Source organism: Lysinibacillus sp. FSL K6-0057, assembly GCF_038630885.1.
Taxonomy (GTDB): Bacteria; Bacillota; Bacilli; order Bacillales_A; family Planococcaceae; genus Lysinibacillus; species Lysinibacillus fusiformis_F.
Map to the genome: position 1 here is coordinate 2,202,081 of NZ_CP152047.1, position 23,072 is coordinate 2,225,152.

The following is a 23,072-nucleotide window of genomic DNA, read 5'->3' on the forward strand; positions in this document are numbered from 1 at the left end:
TTCGCTCTTTTTCGTGTGATTGAAGGAGGAATTAAAAATGGATCGAGTAAAAAATAAAGTGGCATTAGTGACAGGTGGGGCTTCTGGTATTGGTTTATCCGCAGCTAGCTTATTAGCAAAAGAGGGCGCAAAAGTAGTTATTGCTGATTTCAATGTAGAGGGGGCAAAAGAGGCGGCAGCTACTTTAGTCAAAGAAGGGTATGAGGCGGCAGCGATTTTCCTTGATGCAGGGGATGCTTCCTCCATTGAAGCGGCCGTGAACTTCACGGTAGAACGATACGGCTCATTAACGGTGCTCTTTAATAATGTTGGTCTAACTAACCTGAAGAAGGATTTAGATGTATTGAATATTGATTTAGACGAGTGGGACCGTTTAGTGAATGTGAACTTAAAATCCATCTTACTTGGCAGTCGTTTTGCGATTCCGCATATGCAAAAAGCGGGCGGGGGCTCAATTATTAATACGGCTTCTATGGCGGCATTCGCCAGTGACCAAATCCGTACAGCCTATGGGGCGACAAAAGCAGGGGTGGTGAATATGACGAGAAACATTGCCACACAATTTGGGAAGGATCATATTCGTTGTAATGCGGTTGCACCAGGGCTTATTTTAACACCAGCTGCGAAAAACAATATGCCAGAGGAAATGCTAGCAATCTATGGAAAATTTAATGCGCTACCTTATCATGGGGAAGCAGATGATATTGGCCATGCAGTGGTATTTTTAGCCTCTGACGAATCAAAATTTATGACGGGCCAAACATTGCAAATTGAAGGCGGCCATTATCTCGCTAACCCAACCATCGCTGATACTAATAACTGGCTAGCATCTTTATAGCGAAAAAACAATTATAAAAAGAGGTTGCCTATTTTTAGGACAACCTCTCTTTTTATTATGCAAAAGCTTCTGAATAACGCACAATACCCCGCACATCGGCAAGTGCATTTTCTGTTAATTCAAGAGCCATAAATGCTTCGTCTGGTACTTCAAACGGTGCTCGAATATGCCAGTTGCTTGCTGGTTGAAAGCCAAACTTTGGGTAGTAATCTTTGTGACCTAACAGAATGACAGAATGGTACCCTAGCTCCTGTGCTTTTTTGAGAGCCGCACGAATTAATTGACTGCCGATGCCCATTTTCTGATGAGAAGGGGCAACTGAGACAGGGGCAAGAGCTAATGATTCCACAGCTTTGTCACCATCCAGTATGTGAATTTTTGATAAAAGAATATGACCAACCAGTTCATCTTGTTGAATAGCAACGAGTGATAGCTCAGGGATAAAGGCATCTGTTTGGCGAATGCGCTGTACCAGCAAATGCTCCTGATGATCACTGTATGCTTCATTCAAAAAAGCACTTTTCACGATGGCCTCCGTTGTTTGATAATCTGCTGTGAGTTCTTGTCTAATAATCATGTCCATTTGTAATCTCCTGTTCTTTTGAAAATCTATAAATGGTGCTTTCTTGCTACATTCCCTGTATTAAGAAAGCGTACTCACAATGCTTAAACATAAGTTGAACAAACAAAAGCCTCCCATATAGACTGTTTATAGTATAGCGAACTTGAGCGCTTTATAAAATGCTATTCACTCGAAAATAAAGGAAAAATCGGTGAATCGACTGTTTGAAACATGAAATCCCTCCAAAAATTTCATGTTCCTATGTCCCTAAAAGAAAAGCAAGATAAAGCACTGCGTAAAGGGGAAGGGCAATAGAAAGGAGGATATACATGCTCCATTCACCAAGCGATAATTTTCGTTGCCACTTCGTTAATTTTAGCTGTCGACAATAGATCATACTAGCAAGTAAAAAAATTAATAAAGTAAAATCCTTTAAGTTATTTAAAAAGGTGATCAATAGTATCAGCTCCTTTAGGCTTTTGCAATATATGTGCTAACATGATTTTCGATGACTATAGAGATGCAAAAAGTGCGTCTCTATCTTACATAGAAACGCACTTCGATTTATTCCTCTCGAATGACAATAAAAACGCCACTAAAAATTAACAGGGAGCCAATCCAAAAGGAAAGCCCGATCGTCTCTCCCAATAAGAGCCAGCCTAAAAATGTGCCAACAATAGGTTGAAAGAAGAAAAATAAGCCACCACTAGACGCATTCATTAGTTGAAGCCCTTTATTCCACAGTAAAAAACCACCAGCTGTTGAGACAATGCCTAGGTAGAGCAAGCCCCCTGAAATCGTTGGCTGCAAAACACTTGCTAGATCCAAATCCTGTAGCCTTGGAAGGACAAAGGGCGTCAATAGCATCACGGCAATCAAAGATGTATAGGTCGTAACAACAATTTGTGAGTAATGGCTTGGCACCTTTTTGATTAATACCGACATCAATGCCCACGTTAAGGCTGCAAGCAGTAAGTAGAGTCCACCTAATTGCTGTGTCACGTCGATTTGTCCGTTACCTACAATGATCCCCACGCCCATCGTGGCAAGAGCGATGGACAAACACTTTTTCAGCGTAATGCTTTCTTTTAAAATCAAACGGGCAAAGACGACCATAAAAGCAGGAGTTGTCGCTGTAATGATTGCCCCCATCTGCGCAGTGGACAGCATTGTACCCATTTCCTGCGTAACAATCGAAATGGTGTTCCCGATAAGTCCAACAAGAAAAATAATCAGCCAATCTTTTTTCACTATTTTCCAAGATTGCTTCATCACGATACCAATGATACCGAGTGCAATCACCGCAATTAAATAACGCATCCAAACAAGCTCTAATGGTGGCACAACCTCCACCACTACTTTAACGACGACATACATAGCACCCCAAATACTTGCGGCAAGCGATAAAAAGATGGCGCCGATTACTAGATTTCCCATGTTTTTTCCTCCGTTTTCATAGATACCTATGCCCTTAACGGAGAAAAAGCGCTTCTACCGTTAAGGAAGAAGAAGTGCTGGTACATCCTGTTCAAATAATGGAGCAAACATCATAATCATCCCACCATCCTCAAGTCATTTTTTATTAAGTATAATAGAATATACATTGTTTTCCTAGGGGTTATGGATGAAAATAGGATTATTTCCATACGAGATAGGGGGAAAGAAACATGAAGAACAAACCATCCAAATTAGACGAGGTATCCTGCATTCTGTTAATCACCACAACAGAGAGTATGGTGGGGGAAACCTTCCTTTTGTAGATTTCCGCCTTTACAATTTCACCCCATTATTTTTAGACTGGATGAAGTAGCTATTAGTTGATTCCTGCTTATAGTGTCCTACATTCAATTCGTTCAGATTTATTAAATCCTTAAAGAATTTTGGGACATGGCAATCCCAATCTACATTTGCTATTGTTAGTGGGAAATTATCCTCAGCTGGATTAGGCGTATGTATATTTACTGAATCCAAACTAGCGTCTTCCTCCACGAACTCCATCCACAATTGATAGGGTTTTCCGAGTGTCGAAAGCTTTTCTGATAAATGGTTATACAAGGCGATATGTGCTTTTATATGCTCTCTTCCTATTTTCAAACTATTATTGCCATACCCGTAAAAATCAAGGTGGGTGTGCCACAAGTCAAACCAACCTTCTTTGCCAAAGTCTACATCATATGGGTCTGCCGTTGTTTCTCGCCATAAGTTACGGAAATAACGCTTTTTCCCACGAAATTTTTTCAAATTACTGTTCCTCCATTTAAACAAGTTGTTCTTTTCATTGCTTTGCCTTTATTAAAATAATGGCTTTGGAAATCCATTAAGGTGCGCGATAACAGAGATTTGCCCAACATGGTAAGCTTCATGCGAGTAAACATGATGAAACAACCAGTTAAGTGTAGGTACGGAAGGTGGTGTCCAACCATCGGAAAACTTTGGCACCTCGACTAATTGATTGAGCTGCGAATCGTCTAATGTATGTAGAATGTTATCCGTATAATTTCTAATTTTAATATAGCTATCTAGTATTTCCTTGGGTGAACAATCATCGTGAAGGTTTAACATACAAGGTTTTTTAAGACCAATTTCATTCACCCAATAGTCTTCGCTACTGGATAAATGAGAAATAACCCAAGCTACATTATTTGGATAAAAATCGGATTTCTTATACCAAAACGCTTCATCAAGATTGTTTAGGTAAGGTATTAATGTTTTCCTAAGATCATTACGATATGGAAACAGCAAATCCATCCATCCTTTCATTTATGCATACGTTTATTGTAAAGGAACAAGCATGGGATAGGAAATGAATACTTTATTTCTCAGGTTGAATGCGGTCTGGAATAATTAAACGATAGATAGTGTCCAAAAAAAAATCACCTTGAGGAAGGTGATTAAATCGGATTGACTTTAAGCTCTTTTAGAATCAAAAGAACGCCCATTCCATACACGATAGAGATTGCTAAAGGTACAAGTGTGAAAGCTTGATCAACAAAGAAGCCACCTAAAATCAGAGCAGAAAAACAGACGCCTAAAGTCACAAATAAATAAGCTTTACTTTTATAAATCCATATGTAAGGAAGAAAATGAGAGCCTGCAAGTAAACCAATTGTGAAGGGAAGGTATTCTGGTATGTTCATATACACAATGATAAATACAGGTATGTAAAAAGCTTGAGGAGCGGCAACGATTCCTCCTAACGTCCCTAAAGGGTTACCAGCAGCGTTTAAATTAATACCAAGAATTTTACTAATGAACATACCGATTGGAAAAATAGCGCCCAAGCCAAATATCCAAATTAAACGTACAGTTTCTATTGGCAAAACTAAGGGCATTAGGGTGAAAAGTAAAAAGACAACGGCACCAGCAAGTAAAATGGGGAATCCTTTTTTTACTTCAACGATCATTTCCTTTTGTAAATCTTCCAGTGTTTTATCCATCAATGCACCACCTTTCATGAAATGAATAGAATACAACCTATAATATACCAGTAATTATCTATTTTTACCATAGATGATTTGAAATGGAATTTTTAAAAAGATTGAACATAAAAAAGCCGATTAGCACGTCCAATCAGCTTCTGTTTTTAAGCTTTTTCTCCGTTTCCATACCGACACTGAAAACTGCGACTACCATACTAAAGAAAAATATAATTTGAACGAATCTGTCTGCGGTCCAATGCCCCAAAAAATTCATGAAGACAAAGATCATAATTAAAATTGTTGAAACCACTTGTATATAGAAACGTAAATTAACAAGCATTTGTAACCTCCAATTTATGTAAATCAAATCATGCTTTAAGGTTAACGTGGATGAGGGGTTAAAACCATTATTATAGAATATTTGAAAGATATTGTTCAGTAAAGTTATTTAGCTTTTTGAGGTTTTACAAAGAATGAAAGGAACATAACAGAAACCCCTATGGCAATGAATAGTACTGCAAAAGATTTATTTGAAATAAATGAATTGTATTCTAGGGCACCAGTTAATCTCGCTGTTCCGATTGAAAGCGATAAGATGCCTAAAACAAATATGATATGTCCAATTTTAGAATGTGTTTTCACTTCATAACAACTCCTGATATTAGGTTAATGATAACATTATTAGGAAATATTTAAAAACATGGTTCGGTTTGATTGCTGCACAATATAAGGAACATGCTTGAAAGATATTGATTGGTAAAACTACTAACCTTTTTCTTTTTTGGGTTTCACAAAGTAAGAAATAAACATGACAAAAAAGCCCATAGAAATGTATATTAGTGCAACAGATTTGTTTGGAATAACTGAATCATATTCAAAGAAACCAGATAATCTTCCCACTCCACTTATAAGCAAAGTAATGCCAAAAATAAATATGATCCATCCAAGTGTAGACATTGTTTTCATTGCATAACAACTCCTGATATATAGGTAATTACCTATATAAGGATAACATAATTGGGTAATATATGGAAATATGGAATGATGCATTTACTGCACTATCGGAGGATAATGTGCAGTAAATAAAAAGGAATTAATAGTACAATTAATTGTTAGGAAATTTGAAAGAAGGTTATAACCATGAGGGATAGAAGTTCGGTTGTAATAATTGAAAATAAAATGATTGCACTTATTAGAAGGGAAAGAGACGGTACCGTTTATTATGTTTTTCCAGGCGGTGGAATGGAGAATAATGAAAAACCTGAAGATACTGCAAGGAGGGAAGCATTAGAGGAATTAGGCGTAATTGTTAGGGTCAAGGATTGTATCGCAGAGGAAAAATTTAATGGCAATCAATATTTTTTCTTATCAGAAATAATTGGGGGTAAATTTGGAACAGGACAAGGTGAAGAATACTCAGACAGCAATAAAGATAGTGGAACTTATCTACCGATATGGGTAGAGATTGAAAAGTTGTTGACAATTGATATTAAACCAAAAGAAGTTGCTGTAAAGATTCAGTCTTTATTTATATAGAGGTCTCTCTATCTATTCAGGATGGACCAATGATACTGCACAATATGCTATTTCTTTTCATATTTTTTACTACCCCATGCCCAATTTAAAAAAGCATAAACAAGTACTGCCCATAAAGAAAAGAAGAGATTATTAAGAAAATCCCAATTACCTATTTTGAAATAATCCGAAACAGATAAAAGTAAAAAAAGTGTAACGAAGTAAACAATATTCAAGTATTTTCTGATAAATGTCATTAGAATCACCTTAATATGTATTTTGTGTAAATTATAACATAAAAAGTCTTAGTGATTTTGTGGCTTAATTAGTTGTTAGTGAAGAATCCTTTACTGAACATTTTGAGGAGATAGTGCAAAAAGGGATTTGAAATCAAAAAAAGAGCTGTCCTAAAAAAGAACAGCTAATTATTTGCCTGCTTTAAAAAGAGCTTTTCCCTTATGGTAGAGAAATCTTTCCCACTTAGCTAACAATCCATTGCCATTCTCGCCATTTTCTATTGCTAACGCGTGATTTTTATGGAAATCTTTTACTCGTTTATGCTGTTCTTTCTGCCATGGGTGCAAAGGATGATGTTTCATTTTCTAGCCTCCTTTTCGTTACTTAAGTATATGATGGAGTCAGATAAATTAAAAGTAAGCTAGATCATCTAGTTAAACAGAAAATAAAAAATTAGATTAATAAAGGGATGGAAATGATGGAGTTTGAAGAATTATATACTATAGCAAAAGGTGCCTTAAATCCAAAACAAATTTCAAAAAATTCTTATGCAGGATCTGTTGCTGCTGCGATTTTATGTGAAAATGATAAGGTATATAAAGGGGTGTGTATCGATACGCCTTGCTCTATGGGATTTTGTGCAGAACACGCAGCCATAGCAGCTATGATTACGGATGGTGAAAGTAAAATAAAAAAAGTCATTGCAGTTTACAAGGATGGAACAATCATACCACCATGCGGAAGATGTAGGGAGTTTATTTGTCAAATTCATGATGATAACTATCAATGTGAAGTCATGGTAGGAGAGAATACGATCTTGACTATAGGTGACTTACTTCCTATTCGTTGGGTATGAGAATGTTGATACAACGGAAGGCATTGATGAGGAGGCTGCCACAGGTACATCAAATGGCACACTGACCTATATCACCACGTATGAAATGATTTTAATCATGAGTACATATTCCTGCAGGGGCATAGTATGGGGAGACCCTCCATTATATTGACAAAAGGGAAGCTTTACTAAAGGTTGGCCTCATTCATTCCTAATTGGATTAGAAAAACTACCTTTATATTGAAGATGCCGATTTTCAATATAAAAGTAGAATTAGTGCTATTTAATAGTTTACTTTCGTAGCAATAGGGGTTTTTTTGAATAGCAAAATAGCAAGAAATAAAGCGATGCTTACAGTACCAAAACCTACCCAATTCAAATTTAGGACAGAGGTATGGCCGATGACAAATCCGCCTAATGCCGAGCCCAGTGCAAAACCAAATTGGATAAAGGAAGTATTTATACTTAGGGCAATGTCTGGATTTCGAGGTACCAGCGTGACAAGAAGTAGCTGCTGGGCAGGGGAGATACTCCATGTTGCTACCATAAAAATCATTAAAACCAAGATCAATACAAAGAGATTGCTACCAGATAGTGCGAAGAGGAGGAGTGTTACTGCTTGTAACAGCAATCCAAACCAAATGGTGAATCGCGAACCTTTTGCATCTGCCAATTGTCCGCCCACTTTTGAACCAACGAAGCTGCAAATTCCCGCCAGAAATAGAATGCCACTAATTTCGGTCATAGAAAGAGTGGATGAGGCTTGCAAGAAAGGCGTAATATAAGTAAATAGGGTAGCGTATCCACCGACATAAAATAAAGTAATAGCCAGGGCAGTTAGAATTTTTGAATCTTTTAAAATGAAGAGTTGCGACCTGAGGGCAACAGCTTCTTCCTCCTTGATGACTGGAACTTTTTTATAGATGATAAACAATGGCAAAATGGTTAATAAACCGATCAATATAAATAAAACTCTCCATCCAAACATTTCACTAAAAAAGGTGCCAATTGGAACACCTAGCACGAGCGAACTGCTTAGGCCCATCAAAATTATGCCGATAGCACGGCCTCTTCGTTCTTTTTCAACTAGTCGCGTAGCTACTGCCATGGCTACCACTGTCTAACCCCTTGAATAATTCGTATCTATAGTGCAAATTCATAAGAAGGGCTTATAAACATTAATCCGTTGCTGACAATGAACACACTAAGGGTAGCCAGGAGCAACTTTTTGCGATCCATATTTATCGTGAGCGCTATGAGAATTGGAGCGAAAATGGCTGCTGCAAGGGCAAATAAAGTCACCAATAACCCAGCTTCTGAAATCGTTACTTCAAAGTCCACAGCAATCATTTCAATCACGCCTGTAATAATGTATTCAACTGTTCCGATTAGAAAAACAACAAGCGATAAAACATAGATAATCAGATTATTTTTCAACTCATTTCACTCTTCTTTCAGCTATCTATTTGTAATAGGTATTTGTATTTCCATTAATTGGACGTTTTGTGTTGTAGATAATGGCAAATATATTTCTCTACCTGGTTCGTTTTCCTTGATCTGATAGTTATTTTTCACAATCCAGTTAGCTAAATCAACACAGGCTGTACAAGCAAAGTTAGAATCCGAACGAAAGGTCATTGTGGCCATCATTGACTCTGAAGGAAGCGTCCGTAGTTGAAATGTATCGGGGAATGATGGAAGCTCCTTGGTTAAAAAATACCCGACTTCAAATTCAAACTCGTCTTCTTTTTCCTCTATTTCTTTCCATAAAACGACCTGGGGACTTTGAGCCAAATGGCGTATTTCCTTTGTTAATAATTGATTAAATGTACGAAACAGGTCTGGAATATCTTCTTCTCTCCCGCGTGCTTTCAATGAAAGAAACTGCTGAGCACCTTCTGCCTTGATTCGGATTTCTTGATCTGATTCCACTTGTCCCTCTCGTTCTAAAAGTTGCATACGCTCTTCAATCCGTGCGAGCTTGGCTTGTTCTGTATCGATAATATGTTGGATTTCATTTTTCTTCAGCTTAAACATCCCTTGAATATCTTTTAACGTAATATCCTCATGGAGCAAACGTATAATTTGTGGCAAGGTGAACCCCAATTCCTTATAGAGAAAGATTCGGTTGAGCTCAAGTAGCTGGTCTGCTGAATAATATCGGTAGCAGGTGTCATCGTCCACCTTTCTCGGCTTTAATATGCCAATCTGATCATAATAGCGCAATGTTTTTAAGGATACTTTGCTTAGCCTAGAAAACTCACTGATTTTAAACAAAATATCACCTCCAATCTAATAACTTAATGTAAGTATATAGTTTCCAGTACAGGGGAAAGTCAAGTGTGTAAAAGAAACTTTTTAAACCACTTTAAGGAGCCTTCCTCCAATAAGCTGTAGTAAGGCGCTGTCACTATTAGCCAATTTCGCAAAAAAGTCTGGTCCAAAAGAACCTCCCACTCTTAGTAGCGCACCGTTTTGGATCAATGTAAATCAATTAAACTACATTTTAAAAATCTTAAGTAATAGTAATGCCACAATGTTTCCCTATTTTTTTAACTTATATTATCAAACGATGGTTTGGGGGCTATATTTCATTCAATTAACGAAGCAGCATACTTTATTACAACTAAGATAAATATTTGAAACAAATGAATGAACATTATATGATAAGATGGTTATTAATTACATTAAATGGTTTTACTACATATGGAGGGTATTTATGCATGATTTTTATTTAATAAAAAAGACCGAAACACAAGATGAAGAATTTTTTCAATATTTTTGGAGAGATAAAGAGCAATACAAAGATTTAATTGTTGAATACATTGGACTTGAAGACAACCTAGTTGAATATATTTTTGATTCACTTACATGGATTCCATGCAGGAACCCTAGCTTGCCTGGCATGCCTCAAGACATAGGCTTTCATAACATTGGCGTCACCCTATTTGAAGAACATTCGGCTCCTTGCCTTATTTCGATTTTTACTGCTTGGTGTGATTTATTAAAAAATGGTCCAGAGGAAATCCTCAAAATGATTTATTACCATGATTACTCTGAGGATGAATTACTGCGTTTCGATAGAGACTATGCGATAGCCAAATTTGAAAAAATGAGTTCTATATCTAAACAACTGTCTGAGGGCAATTATTATATCTATCACATGGGGATATGAAAATCACAAACTAATGTTACTTTGAGCAGTACCAAACACCGCTTCGGAAAGGTGATGTTGTTAATTGGAAAACAAAGAAATAATACTTAATATCTTAAATGAAATCAAAAATGGCCATATACCTGTTCATACAGATTACAATATTAATTTAGACATTTGGGCAGATCTTATTGAATATATGCATGATAGAACATATATTGCTGATGTTACAATTTATTGGTTTGGCGATGATGATACATATAACGATGAAAGAGTTCACTCTGTTGATCTAACTCAAGTCACAATGACAACTTTTGGAGAAAGATTTTTAACAGAAGAAATGAATTAAGTATACAAAATCAAAAAATGTAAGTTAGGGACACAATATAACAATCAAAACATTGGCATATCCATGTTTTGATTGTTATTCTTTGTTTCATTTATATACAGCTTTTTTAAATTACAGTAACAAGTTCGCAAATGATAGACTGGTATTCGTCATATAAGATAGGGAGTAAAACTATGAATGAATTTAATAAAGCGTTAACATATGTAAATGAATTACTTTATGCACCTCATCATTTGACTATAAAAAACATCCAAGAGGAAACTCAAAATGCTGATTACGGGGCTGGGATGTTTCAGTTGGATTCGAAATCAGTTCGATTTAGAGTCGCAAAAATAACACCTACCAAGGTAGGACAGTTTGTTTCCTTTTGGGAAAAGGATGCAGCTAATAAAAACCAAGCATTCTCATATGAGAACGCCACTGATTTACTGGTAATAAACACTTTTCATACTAATGGGGATTTTGGCCAATTTGTATTTCCAAAAGAAGTTCTTTTACAACAAAACATCCTTAAAACGGCTAATACAAAGGGGAAAATGGCTATTAGAGTTTACCCTAGTTGGGATACGCCCACCAGCAAACAGGCAATCGCAACTAAAAAGTGGCAATCACCGTATTTTGTTAAAGTGGACGCTACTTCTCGTTTATCAATCCATGAGCTATTAAAATTATACGCCTTCTAAAATTAGGTATCTTTAACTGTGTCATTCAATCGGGCGCCATCCTGGAACATGGATAGGCGTCATTTTTATTTTAGGTGTCGAATACCATAACAAATATTAAAAGCTAATCAACGTTCTACAGAGGAGGCGTAATACTGAAGATGAATGAACAAAGCATAAAAAATAAAAAGGCGTGGGAATATCGAGCATATGAATTTTGGAATAAAAGCAACGGCACCCCTAAGGATTTGGCTATTCATATATTAGAAAACCCTAGCGCATGTCTTAAAAAGCACAAACAATACTTTGAACATATTGAAGGAAAGAAGATTGCCAATATTTGCGGTTCAAATGGCAGAAAAGCAGTACCATTAGCATTATTAGGTGCTGAAGTAACCGTATTTGATATTTCAGCAGAAAACCAAAAATATGCCTTAGAATTAGCAGAACATGCAAATACCTCTATTCATTATATTGTCACTGATATTGATGATATTGACTTAACAAAGTATAGAAGCCATTTTGACATGATTTATTTAGAAGGTGGCATATTACACTATTTTAATGATATTGATAAATTCATGTTGATTCTGTTTTCTTTACTAAAAGATGGTGGGGAAATGATTCTCAGTGATTTTCATCCCTTAAGAAGATGTATAGTTAAAGGGCCTAACGCTGAAATCCAATATCAAATCCAACAAGGTTATTTTGACCAAGAATTACAAAATGGAGACTTAGCGTATAAGCATTTCTTTGATGAGCATGAACAACAAGACTTTCCAGATGTATCTATACGGTTTTATACACTTAGTGAAATAATAAATGCTGTCATCACATCAGGTTTCAAATTAAAGAAATTTGATGAGCATCGTGGTTGGAAAAATGAAAATATCCCATGGGAATTTACTATTTTAGCTTTTAAATAAAGATAATCGAAAGTGAAGGATAAAACTGAAAAAGTAGCGGATAGAGTTCTAAAAGTGAAGGATAGAACTGAAAAAGTAGCGGATAGAATGCTCAAAGTGAAGGATAGAATTCTAAAAGGGCAGGATAAAACTGAAAAAGTAGCGGATAGAACGTTCAAAGTGGAGGATAGCCCTTGAATAGAAGGATAGAATTCTAAAAGAGCAGGATAGCCCTCAAATAGCAGGATAGAATTCTAAAAGAGCAGGATAGAACTGAAAAAGTAGCGGATAGAACGCTTAAAGTGGAGGATAACCCTCAAATAGCAGGATAGAATTCTAAAAATGCAGGATAGAACTGAAAAAGTAGCGGATAGAACGCTCAAAGTGAAGGATAGCCCCGCAAAATAGGGGGATAGCCCTCAAATAGCAGTATAAAACTAAAAAAGTAGTGAGCGCTATCCGTGAATAAGGATAAGCGCTTTATTTTTTTCTTAAACTTTTAAGCACTCAAACTAGTATTTAACCTTCAATCCTAGTAATGAAGCAAAGCCTATCGCTTGTTCAGAAGATACTTCACACCCATTTAAACTTTCTGGAGTGACTTGTAGTCTTTTAAATTGACATGTACTGATGTCTATTCCTTTTAACGAAGTTTGAGAGAAATCCACATCATTTAGATCACTTTCCTGAAACGCCACTTTATTAAGTAAACAATCATAAAAATTAGCACCTTGTAGGGAGGTGTTATCAAATAGTACTTGTTTGAAACGCACTTCAGGGAAATTGCATAAGTTTGCAAGACAATTTTCAAATGAAACATTGCCGAGGTTTGCTTCAGTTAAATTCAAACCCAATAATTTGCAGTTTTTAAAGGCCACTCTATGAATGATGCCTTCACTTAGGTTGGAGTTAGATAAATCACAGTTTTCAAAAATGACATCCGTTAAATCAATTTTTTGAAAGGTACAATTGATGAATGTGACATTTTTAAAGATAGCTTTAGAGACGATTAATCGTTCAACATCCTCGTGATCCATAACCGTATCAGCAATCATGCAATTTGTTAAATAGGGTTCTTCATCATAAAAAATATCCTGAAAGTTTGCCTTGTCAAGATTCGGAGGTATTTTTGGTGAGGTAAGTTGGAAATTGTATGACATATTAGCACACCCTTCAAATGTAAATAAAAGCTTTTCCTATTTAGTATAAGTGCAAATCTAAAATAAGAACACTGTCTACACAACGGAGCTTTTTGTCACCATCTTACTAAAAACAGAGGCTAGCACCTGTTGAAATAGCATACCGAACACAACCGGCATGGCGACTTTACCTGGAAAGTACGTTGTAGCCACAATGACACCGACGGCAATATTTCTCATGCCACCAGTAAAAACAAAGGTTGCCATTTGAGGGCCATCTTTTAACAGGTATCGACCAATGAGGTAAGCAAATAGATAGCCTGATATAGCAAGCAAGAACACTAAAAGCACCACGAATAAGAGATGCATGTTGATATCCTTTAAGTAGGGAGCAATCGCACTACTATTAATCAGTATAACTGCAAATAAACATAGCTTGGAAAAAGGAGCAAGCTTCTTACCGATTTTTTGGGGGATGGCTCCTTTTGAAAGTTCATTCACTAAAATACCTAAAATCGTAGGTAAGACAATCATCCACAGCAAGTTCAGCATCAGGGATGCCACATCCAACTCAATTTTTTCACCCGAAACGATATAGAGGATGAAGGGCAGGATGATGGGAGAAAGGAGTGTATCAATTAAAATAATCGATAAGCCTAACGGTAAGTTTCCTTTGCAAATATTGATCCAAATAACACTCGTTACGCCTGTTGGGAGTGCAACCGCTAAGACAAAACCAACAGTCAACAAATGGTCATCGAATAAAACGGTGGACAAGAAATACGCCCATAAAGGCATCAAGAGATGAAGAAAAAGGATGGAGAATAAAATGAGTACTGGATGCTTCATGAAAATTTTTACATCTTTAAATTTCATATGTAAGCTTCCTGAGAATGTCATAAAGGCAAATAGCCAGGAGACGAGGAATAATAAATGATGTCCAATGCTTTCTAAGAACACACCTACAATTAAACTTAATGGTGTCAGGATTGCAATGTATTTTTGGAGAAATACATTTAGTTTTTCTAACATACAAAGACCTTCTTTTTTTATCTGATTTTATCATATTATTATAATTGTAGGCGTATTTCCAGAAAAAAACGAAGGTCTATGTGAAGGAGATAAAACCAGCTAAGTATTTATCTGTTTTTTATCCGTTTCTTTAATAAACGGAATCCATACAATGCCAACGATCAATAAAATATTACCTGTCCACCTAACCCATAAATAATAAGGATGGTCTTTTAAAAAGTACAACGAGGCTAGGATAATCATCATCCCAATACCAATCATCAATTTTAAAAAGATCGGAATTTTTGCCATTCTATTTCCTCCTTTCTTTCTTTTCACGATGAACATGTATTTATATCACTCTTTTTCCTATCCAATGCGCAGTAAAGACAATGGGGAAAAATAGTATGCCAAAAGGAAGACTTATCAAAACGATAGGCCACGTAAGGATGCCACTAGTAAACAAAGATTTAAATAAAATAATACTATAGGGAATAATGATGATCGCTGATGTTATCGCTCCTGGGGTGATAGAACGAAATAAGAGCGATTGTCCAATATGGGTAAAAGCATGGATAAAGAAAACAAGTGTAACAGCTGTGAAAAAATAGATAGTAAAAGTGACTCCATTTAGAAAATAGTAGTTAGTCAGAATGGTAGAGAGACTGACAAACAAGAAGATAAATAAGACAGCAACAGCAAATTGAGCTGTGGTCATTGAAAATTGTTTCACCACTTTATCGGCTATTTTTGGGGGTAATCTTTCATACAGCTTATGACGATTGTGATGTAACCATTTCTCTATCATAATAATTTCTTCAAAGTCATGGATAATAAATAAAATAGGAAACAACCAAATAAGTGTTTGAACATTCAACCATTCCATATACATACCTCTCTCCTTATCACTATGCTGAAAGTGACCCTGAAAATACCATTTTTATATAACATATGTTAATAATAACATATTGGAATTTAGCTAAGATTCATTATTATTAAGAAATCAGAGGATGAAGCGATGAGTGAAATCGATAAACGTAATAGACTAAACGAGGAACCATTTACTTATCAAATGACCAAAAAGGGAACTGTCGTTATTTATTATGAAGGGAAGCAAATTAAAATCGTCAAGGAGAAAGAGGCTGAGCGTCTTCTAGCAAAAATTCAGGAAGTGAAGGGTCAGATAAAGGAAGTCCAGTTATTGTTAGCTAAAATTACGGGTAATTTTAAACGAGGTAACGAGAAATTGGCTAAACATAAAAGATTATGAAGGTTAAAATGATTTATTGATATAATAATTATGCAAATCTAGTAGGAACCTGCTGTCTTTATTTTTCCTTTTTAAGGTAAAATTTATGGGGGTTAGTTCGGCGTTTTAATGTTTTATTCTCTTTTATAAAAATACAAACAGTTGTTATGTCCAATGAGAAGGGTATGCTAATTGGCAGCCAAATTTCAAATTTGAATTTTTTGTTAATTATTAGCTCAATTTACCATTAGGCCGATGTTCTGTGTTATTCTATATTAGAATAATAAATCAGGAGGCGGTAATATGTATTACAGCAATGGTAACTATGAAGCTTTCGCACGTCCTAAAAAACCTGAGGGGGTAGATGCAAAATCTGCTTATCTGATTGGTTCGGGACTAGCCTCGCTTTCAGCGGCATGTTTTTTAATTCGTGATGGCCAAATGAAAGGAGAGAATATTCATATTCTCGAAGAGTTGGATATTTCAGGAGGTAGTCTTGATGGCATACTTAATCCGACGAGAGGGTTTATTATTCGCGGTGGTCGTGAAATGGAAGATCATTTTGAATGCCTATGGGATTTATTCCGTTCCATTCCTTCGTTAGAAGTAGAAAATGCTTCGGTTTTAGATGAATTTTATTGGTTAAATAAAGAGGACCCTAACTATTCAAAATGTCGATTAATAAAGGATAGAGGACAAAGACTTGAGGATGATGGCAAGTTCACCTTATCCGATCAATCCTCAGAAGAAATGATTAAATTATTCTTTACCCCTGAGGAAAAATTAGAGGATCAAAAAATCACAGATGTTTTTTCAGAGGAATTTTTTGAATCGAACTTTTGGCTCTATTGGTCCACTATGTTTGCGTTTGAAAAATGGCATTCTGCGATGGAAATGCGTCGTTATATTATGCGCTTCATTCATCATATTGGCGGATTACCAGACTTATGCGCATTGAAATTTACAAAATATAATCAGTATGAATCACTCGTGCTTCCTATGATTAAATACTTAGAAAGTCATGATGTTGATTTCCAATTTAATACGGTTGTAGAAAATGTATTGGTTGATAAGGTAGGAGACAAAAAAGTCGCTCATACATTGGTGTTAAGAAAAGATGGTGTGAAAAAGAATATTGAGCTAACAGAAAATGAGTTAGTGTTTGTGACAAATGGTAGTATTACAGAGAGCACAACCTACGGGGATAATAATACACCAGCCCCTATAAATAAAGAGTTAGGTGGCAGCTGGTCGCTATGGAAAAACATCGCTGCTCAAGGTGAAGAGTTTGGGCGACCAGAGAAGTTTTGCGATAATCTTCCAGAAGAAAGCTGGTTTGTTTCAGCTACTCTTACGACATTAGACGATCGTGTGGCTCCTTATATTGAAAAAATCAGTAAAAGGGACCCATATGCTGGTAAGGTTGTAACAGGAGGGATTGTCACAGCTACCGATTCTAATTGGATGCTAAGCTATACATTGAATCGACAACCTCACTTTAAAAATCAACCAAAGGATCAATTAGTTGTTTGGATTTATGGCTTACTATCAAACAAACCAGGTGATTTTATTAAGAAAAGTATTACGGAATGTACAGGCATTGAGATTGCACAAGAGTGGTTATACCATATGGGTGTACCGGTGGATGAAATTCCAGACATTGCGCAAAATTCTTGTAATACCATTCCATGCTATATGCCTTACATCACCTCTTATTTCATGCCAAGAGCAATGGGCGATCGTCCACTAGTTGTGCCAGAAGGGTCTGCTAACCTAGCCTTCATTGGCAACTTTAGTGAAACAGCAAGAGATACAGTCTTTACCACTGAATATTCAGTAAGAACGGCGATGGAGGCAGTCTATCAATTATTAACGATTGATCGTGGAGTGCCAGAAGTATTTGCATCTGCCTTTGATGTTCGCACGTTGTTAGCTTCAACGGCTCGTTTACTGGATGGCAAAAAATTAACAGATATTGATGCACCATTTATCTTAAAGCAAATCGGTAAATTGGGTATTCACAAAACAAAAGATACAATCATTTATGATTTACTGAAAGAAAGTAAACTAATATAGTATTGAAAAATAGACAAAGCAGTTTGAGAGGCTTTGTCTATTTTTTTATAGCCAGTCTTTTACATAGGCAAGTAAACCGATAAACGCACCTAACCCCATGCCAATAAAGACAGGCACTACGAGGTTTGATTTCTTTTGTACTGTTTTCATTTCGTCCATTGAAATCCCTTCTTTCTTATCACATACTTAAAATGCTAAGCGCATCGTCTGGTTCGTATCCTTGAACCCATGTTTTTCATATAAGGATTTAGCCCCTTTATTTTCAGCCAATACATTTAACTCCAAATAATCCAAGTGACGATAGGCTGCCCATTTTTTCGCTGCATCTAATAAAGCAGATCCAATTCCTTTGCTTTGGTAAGATTTTTCAACTATCACATCAACAATAAAGGCATATTTGTGTTCAACCAAACAAGAGTAGGGTGGGGTCGTCGTTTCTTGAATAAGCAAAAAGCCTACTACTTCGTTCTCGAATGTTGCGATTAAAATATCTGAATCATCTTCAATGATTGTATACCTGATAAAGTTGGCATCTTGTTTGGCAGGTTTGATATATTTAGGTTGAAGAATGGACATTTCTAAAAAAAGCGCTTGGTATAAACGCTCAATTTGTGGAATTTCTTCGAGCGTTGCAGTTTTTATTTCCATACTATCCCTCCGTCAGTTTTAGTATAGTAAGTAATATTTTACATTAATGGTTGATTAATAGAAAGGGGAAGACGTATGAGGTTATGGCATGTAGATTTAATCGCGTATCTACCAAAAGGACAACTTCTGTCACAGTGGAGGGAGCTAAATAGCATCTTTGCTAAAGAGGATCAGCATATTTTGATTAATTATCTATACGAATACCCGAAAGACGACCTGTATTTGTATACAGAAAAAGTCATGGATGAAATGAAGAAGCGGGGCTATCAAATTCGAACCTACGAAAAAATGAATCACTACTTTGATGGATTAGGACCAGTAAAAGCGAGGAAACCCTTTCAGCAGCATCATAATCAGGAATATCTTGAAATTTGTTTTTATAATTTAAAGGAGAAATTTATAAGAGGTCAGAAGGATTATGAAGAGGAAATGTATCAGCAATTATGCACATATGTAAATAACGTGCTGTAACTAGGAGGGTTATTCATGGTGAAAGCGATTATTTTTGATGTAGACGGAACGATTTTGGACACAGAGCAAGCGATTTTACAGTCATTGCAAAGAACCTTACGAGAGGAAACACAAAAAGACTATCCGTTTGAGGCGCTACGATTTGCTTTAGGCATCCCAGGGAAAGATGCGTTGCAGAGGCTCAACATGGATGACATAGAGGCTGTACATCAGAAATGGTCTGCTGCTGTGCTTGAGTTTTCACATGAAGTGGCTGTTTTCGAAAATCTAGAGGAAGTTATTCAGCACCTCGCAACAAAACCGATACAAATGGGCATTGTAACCTCTAAAACAGCGCAAGAGGTAGTGGATGAGTTCGATCCGTTTGGGTTAAGTGATTATTTCCACCAGATTGTGAGTGCCAGTGATACGGAAAAGCATAAACCACACCCAGAGCCTCTGTTAAAATGTCTGGATGCATTACAGGTGGCACCACAAGAGGCCATCTATATTGGTGATTCCATCTATGATTTCCAATGCGCAAAGCAAGCAGGCGCCAAGTTTGCCCTTGCCCATTGGGGAGCTAAATCCACCATAGGATTTGAGGAGGCAGATTACGTTTTCTATGAGCCCCATGATATTTTGACAATCGTTTAGTAGCGTGAAAAAAAAAAGAAGATGGTGTCATGTTATTTCACACCATCTTTGCCTATTACATGGTAGGTGGTATGTAAATATTTAAGAAGGTTAAGACAGTCAAATTCCCTATATCTACAATCACATGAGATAAAATAATTGAACGTAGGCTTTTTGTTTTTAAATAAGTTATGGCCCACACGATACCTACTATGGATAAATAGATATACAAATGATAGGATTTACTAGCATAAGAGAATACGCCCCACATGAATGGATGACTGATGACAAAAAGACACGTTGTATATAAAATAACGAACCATTTTGGAAACTTTGTTAATAAACGATCAAATAAAATCCCTCGCCAATAGAATTCTTCAAACCAAGGATTAATCAGTGCAAATAATAGCCAATAGATAATTAACCAAATCGAATGAAACAACTGGTAATTCATTATTAAAATGGTTAACGGAAACATGCCAATAAGCATTGTGAGGGTGATCCAAAAGGGCGCCTTCTTTGACTTTTGGAACCAATCTCCTAAACTTTTATTCTCTTTAAACAAGTAAATACAAAAACCGAGCAAAGTCCAATAAACAAGTGCTAAAGGAATCCAAGCCCATCCATCAATAATGCGATTAAAAAACGTTGCTGTTAAGAAACCTAGTAGGATAATGAAAAATGGTGAAGCGAATAAACACCAAAATTTTATGTTCTGGTTATGTATTATCATTTCTGACCTCTCTTCCAAAATAATTATTTGAAAATTTTCATGATTAATTCTGCCTCTGGGATAGGGCATTGCGTCCATTGTAGTTTATTAATGGCAAAGCCTTGAATAAACGAGTAGTAACTAACTGCCAATTTAATTGGATTTTCTTGCACAATTTCCTTGCATTGTTGCCCCTCTACAATTAAGGGGATTAAGCTACTTACAGGGGACTTGAACTCCTCTGAGGTTAAAAACTGCTTCACTTCCTCAGGTACAGCATCAGAAGTACTTGCTTGAATCATAATTAAAAATAATAAAATTTGCTGTCCCTCTGATAAGCTATGTAAGATCTGTTCAGTCATCCATGTAAGTTTTTTGAGTGCTGTTCCATCTTGTAGATGCGCTCTTTCAATAATTTGACCTGAGCTTTCGGCAGCACGTTTAACTAAAAGTGTAAAGATTTCTTCCTTTGATTTAAAATAGTGGTACACCAGCCCGTGACTTAAATGGGCTTCTTTTGCTATGTCACTGATCTTAGTTGCAACCATTCCTCTTCTCGAAAATACCTTTAATGCGGCATTTAGTATTTCTTCCCGTCTTTGCTCCCGTAATTCTAAATTTTGAATTTCAGTTCTGGGCATTACGCCAACTCCTTTTTGATTGATTATCCAGTCAATATAAAAATAAAGTAAAAAGAAATATTTGTCAATTAAAACTGTGTATTTCTACTAACCAATCAGGTTACTTGGAGGGGAGTTGTTTTAAATTGGAACTATTGTCAATTTATATGGTCGAACTTATGTATGGAGAAATGTTGAAACTCTTTTTCAGAATTATAGAACGAAATAATAGTATCTATTACAGAACGGGTGGTAATTTTAAAAAAGGTCTGTATTAGTAAGTTTCCCGAAGGATGAAACGATGATTCAACAAATAGTTGAGGATTCTATAAAGAAAGTTTCTAAAGCAGAAAAGGTAACATTGGGTTGCGAGGCAGCTCTTATTTCTTTATTGAACAAACGGAGTAGGATTGTTCAATAAGGAATCTCTAAAGTAAATATGGAATATAATAGTATTTATAAGTTTTAATACACGATATAGGAAAGGAGCTAACATCTTTTGAAGAAAATGTGGTTTCTTTACGTTCTAAGTATAATTATATTAATAGGTTGTTCAGATGTAGTCTTTAATCCTCAAGAAGTACCTGCTGGAAGTCAAAGTGATTATAATATGAAATTAAGTATGGATACCAATGGACGTTTTAGTGCAGATGTATCAATAGATATCCTCAATGTATCTAATGAAAAATGGGACGAGTTAAAACTCTATTTTATTCCTAATATGTTTACGTCCGAAAATGCTCCTCAACTGAATACTCCCTCTGAAATAGGAATTGAGTCCGTAAAAATTGACAATATTGATTCATCATACTCCCTAGAGAAAGACACACTTAAGGTCCCTTTAAAATCATCGGTTTCTCCAAATGGAAGTGTTAAATTTCAAATGAAATATCACTTCACCGTACCAAGCGACGGGTTCAGATTTGAAAAAATCGATAGTAATTATCATCTTGCTCAATGGTATCCAATGGTCCCTACCTATCAAAAAGGATGGAATAAACAAGCCTATAGATCTAAAGGAGAGACATACCACACAACCTTTAGTAATTTTAATGGTACATTCGATATTCCTAAAGACTACACTCTTGTTACAACCTTTGACGAAGATAGTTATCCAGGTAGGAGCAGTAATTCATTTAAAATTGAAAATGTAAAAGAAATATTTGTTGCTATATTAAAAGATCCAAAAGTCATCCAAAAAGAATCTAATAACGTAAATATAAGAGTATTTGGAAAGGACGAATCAGAGGAGTTTTTAGATGAAGTAGCAGAGACAGCTGTCGAGTCTTTTAATTACTTCCAACGTAATATTGGGCCATATCCTCACAAACAGTTAGATATTATTTTAGATGGGCCAGGAATGGAGTATCCAGGAGCAGTAACAGCTGGCTCCATCTATGGGCGTTCTGTTACAAACAAAGAAATAAAAACCATTGTTATTCATGAAATTGCTCATCAATGGTTTTATGGAATGGTAAGCAATGATCCATACACTGATGCGTGGTTAGATGAGGGAATTGCAGAGTTTGCAACTTATTTATTTCTAATGCCTAACGAGAAAGAAATACGATATTTAGACTTATCAGACAGCGAAGAACCAATGCCTTCCAATTTACCATTACACGAGTATTCAAAAAGTCTACAAAGTAATTACATCTATGGTCAATCCTTTACAAACTTAGCTAAGATTTTCAATCAACATGGTGGAAAACAAACAGCAGAGGATTTTTTTAAAAGATATTTTACTCTTTATAAGTATAAAGAAGTAGATACAGATGAATTTGTAAGGTTCATGAAATTCTATTTGGAATTAGAAGATGACGCCTTATTTGAGGGTTGGTTAGAACTGGGGAATACTGAAAATGAATAATTGATGATACAACTACCAGGGGCGTTTCAATAATAAATTGAAACGCTTTTATACAGATTAAGTGTTATCAATCTAAATTTGTATTTTGGGTAGAGTTACTATGTTGTACTTAATTTATTCAAAGCAAGGTTTTTCTTTTGGAGGATTTTTTTATTAAATAGCCGTGAATAGTGGTATCAAAATAT

General features: G+C 35.9%; 30 protein-coding genes and 1 pseudogene. 13 read left to right on the forward strand and 18 right to left on the reverse strand.

Annotation, left to right across the window (positions count from 1 at the left end):
* Positions 1 to 37: 37 nt before the first annotated feature.
* Entirely contained in the window at positions 38 to 838 is an 801-nt protein-coding gene (locus tag MHB40_RS10540) for an SDR family NAD(P)-dependent oxidoreductase (RefSeq protein WP_342534534.1), read from the forward strand.
* A gap of 55 nt (positions 839 to 893) precedes the next feature.
* Here MHB40_RS10540 and MHB40_RS10545 read toward each other — a convergent pair whose 3' ends face one another.
* From MHB40_RS10545 to MHB40_RS10580, 8 genes are all read right to left on the reverse strand, one after another.
* The gene (locus MHB40_RS10545) at positions 894 to 1,421 is read right to left on the reverse strand and encodes an N-acetyltransferase (protein WP_342443441.1); all 528 of its coding nucleotides are present in this window, start codon (positions 1,419 to 1,421) and stop codon (positions 894 to 896) included.
* 238 nt (positions 1,422 to 1,659) lie between these two features.
* Positions 1,660 to 1,857: a hypothetical protein gene (locus MHB40_RS10550; RefSeq protein ID WP_205443137.1), complete on the reverse strand. Its 198-nt coding sequence runs from the start codon at positions 1,855 to 1,857 to the stop codon at positions 1,660 to 1,662.
* A 107-nt stretch (positions 1,858 to 1,964) separates the two neighbouring features.
* Positions 1,965 to 2,837 (reverse strand): DMT family transporter, encoded by an 873-nt coding sequence (locus tag MHB40_RS10555; protein ID WP_066038472.1) that lies wholly within the window; start codon positions 2,835 to 2,837, stop codon positions 1,965 to 1,967.
* Between the two features lie 333 nt (positions 2,838 to 3,170).
* Positions 3,171 to 3,641 carry a hypothetical protein gene (locus MHB40_RS10560; RefSeq protein WP_342534535.1) on the reverse strand — a complete coding sequence of 157 codons (471 nt, stop codon included), beginning with the start codon at positions 3,639 to 3,641 and terminating at the stop codon, positions 3,171 to 3,173.
* Between the two features lie 51 nt (positions 3,642 to 3,692).
* Positions 3,693 to 4,160 carry a DinB family protein gene (locus MHB40_RS10565; RefSeq protein WP_342534536.1) on the reverse strand — a complete coding sequence of 156 codons (468 nt, stop codon included), beginning with the start codon at positions 4,158 to 4,160 and terminating at the stop codon, positions 3,693 to 3,695.
* Between the two features lie 131 nt (positions 4,161 to 4,291).
* Positions 4,292 to 4,837: a hypothetical protein gene (locus tag MHB40_RS10570; protein ID WP_342534537.1), complete on the reverse strand. Its 546-nt coding sequence runs from the start codon at positions 4,835 to 4,837 to the stop codon at positions 4,292 to 4,294.
* A 426-nt stretch (positions 4,838 to 5,263) separates the two neighbouring features.
* On the reverse strand, positions 5,264 to 5,461 hold the full coding sequence (locus MHB40_RS10575) for a hypothetical protein (RefSeq protein ID WP_342534538.1): 198 nt from the start codon (positions 5,459 to 5,461) through the stop codon (positions 5,264 to 5,266).
* Between the two features lie 123 nt (positions 5,462 to 5,584).
* Positions 5,585 to 5,785: a hypothetical protein gene (locus MHB40_RS10580; RefSeq protein ID WP_205443146.1), complete on the reverse strand. Its 201-nt coding sequence runs from the start codon at positions 5,783 to 5,785 to the stop codon at positions 5,585 to 5,587.
* Positions 5,786 to 5,959: 174 nt separating this feature from the next.
* Between MHB40_RS10580 and MHB40_RS10585 the strand changes: the two genes are divergently transcribed.
* Positions 5,960 to 6,355: an NUDIX domain-containing protein gene (locus MHB40_RS10585; protein ID WP_342534539.1), complete on the forward strand. Its 396-nt coding sequence runs from the start codon at positions 5,960 to 5,962 to the stop codon at positions 6,353 to 6,355.
* A 404-nt stretch (positions 6,356 to 6,759) separates the two neighbouring features.
* On the opposite strand, the gene MHB40_RS10590 is transcribed toward MHB40_RS10585, so the two are convergent.
* A complete protein-coding gene (locus MHB40_RS10590) occupies positions 6,760 to 6,933 on the reverse strand; it encodes a hypothetical protein (protein ID WP_342534540.1) in 174 nt (57 codons plus the stop codon).
* A 113-nt stretch (positions 6,934 to 7,046) separates the two neighbouring features.
* On the opposite strand from MHB40_RS10590, the gene MHB40_RS10595 reads away from it, so the two are divergent.
* The gene (locus MHB40_RS10595; protein WP_342443448.1) at positions 7,047 to 7,427 is read left to right on the forward strand and encodes a cytidine deaminase; all 381 of its coding nucleotides are present in this window, start codon (positions 7,047 to 7,049) and stop codon (positions 7,425 to 7,427) included.
* Positions 7,428 to 7,689: 262 nt separating this feature from the next.
* Here MHB40_RS10595 and MHB40_RS10600 read toward each other — a convergent pair.
* A pseudogene (locus tag MHB40_RS10600) lies at positions 7,690 to 8,843 on the reverse strand (MFS transporter).
* A gap of 21 nt (positions 8,844 to 8,864) precedes the next feature.
* The gene (locus MHB40_RS10605; RefSeq protein ID WP_342443450.1) at positions 8,865 to 9,683 is read right to left on the reverse strand and encodes a MerR family transcriptional regulator; all 819 of its coding nucleotides are present in this window, start codon (positions 9,681 to 9,683) and stop codon (positions 8,865 to 8,867) included.
* A gap of 442 nt (positions 9,684 to 10,125) precedes the next feature.
* On the opposite strand from MHB40_RS10605, the gene MHB40_RS10610 reads away from it, so the two are divergent.
* From MHB40_RS10610 to MHB40_RS10630, 5 genes are all read left to right on the forward strand, one after another.
* Positions 10,126 to 10,581, forward strand: a complete 456-nt coding sequence (locus MHB40_RS10610; protein ID WP_342443451.1) for a hypothetical protein — start codon at positions 10,126 to 10,128, stop codon at positions 10,579 to 10,581.
* A gap of 64 nt (positions 10,582 to 10,645) precedes the next feature.
* Positions 10,646 to 10,909, forward strand: coding sequence for a hypothetical protein (locus tag MHB40_RS10615; protein ID WP_342443452.1), 264 nt, complete (start codon positions 10,646 to 10,648; stop codon positions 10,907 to 10,909).
* Positions 10,910 to 11,082: 173 nt separating this feature from the next.
* Positions 11,083 to 11,592: a MepB family protein gene (locus MHB40_RS10620; protein ID WP_342443453.1), complete on the forward strand. Its 510-nt coding sequence runs from the start codon at positions 11,083 to 11,085 to the stop codon at positions 11,590 to 11,592.
* Between the two features lie 140 nt (positions 11,593 to 11,732).
* The gene (locus MHB40_RS10625) at positions 11,733 to 12,497 is read left to right on the forward strand and encodes a class I SAM-dependent methyltransferase (protein WP_342443454.1); all 765 of its coding nucleotides are present in this window, start codon (positions 11,733 to 11,735) and stop codon (positions 12,495 to 12,497) included.
* A 12-nt stretch (positions 12,498 to 12,509) separates the two neighbouring features.
* Positions 12,510 to 12,674 carry a hypothetical protein gene (locus MHB40_RS10630; protein ID WP_342534541.1) on the forward strand — a complete coding sequence of 55 codons (165 nt, stop codon included), beginning with the start codon at positions 12,510 to 12,512 and terminating at the stop codon, positions 12,672 to 12,674.
* A gap of 314 nt (positions 12,675 to 12,988) precedes the next feature.
* Here the strand turns inward: MHB40_RS10630 and MHB40_RS10635 are convergent, their stop codons facing one another.
* The 4 genes from MHB40_RS10635 to MHB40_RS10650 all read right to left on the reverse strand — a co-directional run bounded on the left by MHB40_RS10635 (position 12,989) and on the right by MHB40_RS10650 (position 15,512).
* The gene (locus MHB40_RS10635; protein ID WP_342534542.1) at positions 12,989 to 13,636 is read right to left on the reverse strand and encodes a pentapeptide repeat-containing protein; all 648 of its coding nucleotides are present in this window, start codon (positions 13,634 to 13,636) and stop codon (positions 12,989 to 12,991) included.
* A 75-nt stretch (positions 13,637 to 13,711) separates the two neighbouring features.
* Positions 13,712 to 14,647 (reverse strand): bile acid:sodium symporter family protein, encoded by a 936-nt coding sequence (locus MHB40_RS10640; RefSeq protein WP_342534543.1) that lies wholly within the window; start codon positions 14,645 to 14,647, stop codon positions 13,712 to 13,714.
* Between the two features lie 99 nt (positions 14,648 to 14,746).
* Positions 14,747 to 14,938 (reverse strand): hypothetical protein, encoded by a 192-nt coding sequence (locus MHB40_RS10645; protein ID WP_342534544.1) that lies wholly within the window; start codon positions 14,936 to 14,938, stop codon positions 14,747 to 14,749.
* A gap of 40 nt (positions 14,939 to 14,978) precedes the next feature.
* Entirely contained in the window at positions 14,979 to 15,512 is a 534-nt protein-coding gene (locus MHB40_RS10650) for an HXXEE domain-containing protein (RefSeq protein WP_342534545.1), read from the reverse strand.
* A 132-nt stretch (positions 15,513 to 15,644) separates the two neighbouring features.
* Here MHB40_RS10650 and MHB40_RS10655 point away from each other — a divergent pair, with 132 nt between their 5' ends.
* Together MHB40_RS10655 and MHB40_RS10660 are read left to right on the forward strand one after the other, a co-directional pair.
* A complete protein-coding gene (locus tag MHB40_RS10655) occupies positions 15,645 to 15,896 on the forward strand; it encodes a hypothetical protein (RefSeq protein ID WP_342443459.1) in 252 nt (83 codons plus the stop codon).
* A 282-nt stretch (positions 15,897 to 16,178) separates the two neighbouring features.
* Entirely contained in the window at positions 16,179 to 17,951 is a 1,773-nt protein-coding gene (locus MHB40_RS10660) for an oleate hydratase (RefSeq protein WP_342534546.1), read from the forward strand.
* A gap of 186 nt (positions 17,952 to 18,137) precedes the next feature.
* Here the strand turns inward: MHB40_RS10660 and MHB40_RS10665 are convergent, their stop codons facing one another.
* Positions 18,138 to 18,599 carry a GNAT family N-acetyltransferase gene (locus MHB40_RS10665; RefSeq protein WP_342534547.1) on the reverse strand — a complete coding sequence of 154 codons (462 nt, stop codon included), beginning with the start codon at positions 18,597 to 18,599 and terminating at the stop codon, positions 18,138 to 18,140.
* Positions 18,600 to 18,674: 75 nt separating this feature from the next.
* On the opposite strand from MHB40_RS10665, the gene MHB40_RS10670 reads away from it, so the two are divergent.
* Positions 18,675 to 19,070 carry a pyrimidine dimer DNA glycosylase/endonuclease V gene (locus tag MHB40_RS10670; protein WP_342534548.1) on the forward strand — a complete coding sequence of 132 codons (396 nt, stop codon included), beginning with the start codon at positions 18,675 to 18,677 and terminating at the stop codon, positions 19,068 to 19,070.
* 15 nt (positions 19,071 to 19,085) lie between these two features.
* A complete protein-coding gene (locus MHB40_RS10675; protein WP_342534549.1) occupies positions 19,086 to 19,706 on the forward strand; it encodes an HAD family hydrolase in 621 nt (206 codons plus the stop codon).
* A gap of 55 nt (positions 19,707 to 19,761) precedes the next feature.
* On the opposite strand, the gene MHB40_RS10680 is transcribed toward MHB40_RS10675, so the two are convergent.
* A complete protein-coding gene (locus MHB40_RS10680) occupies positions 19,762 to 20,418 on the reverse strand; it encodes a type II CAAX endopeptidase family protein (RefSeq protein WP_342534550.1) in 657 nt (218 codons plus the stop codon).
* Positions 20,419 to 20,441: 23 nt separating this feature from the next.
* Positions 20,442 to 21,038: a TetR/AcrR family transcriptional regulator gene (locus MHB40_RS10685; protein WP_342534551.1), complete on the reverse strand. Its 597-nt coding sequence runs from the start codon at positions 21,036 to 21,038 to the stop codon at positions 20,442 to 20,444.
* A gap of 487 nt (positions 21,039 to 21,525) precedes the next feature.
* On the opposite strand from MHB40_RS10685, the gene MHB40_RS10690 reads away from it, so the two are divergent.
* Complete coding sequence (locus tag MHB40_RS10690; RefSeq protein ID WP_342534763.1) at positions 21,526 to 22,887, forward strand: M1 family metallopeptidase; 1,362 nt, start codon at positions 21,526 to 21,528, stop codon at positions 22,885 to 22,887.
* Positions 22,888 to 23,072: the final 185 nt, after the last annotated feature.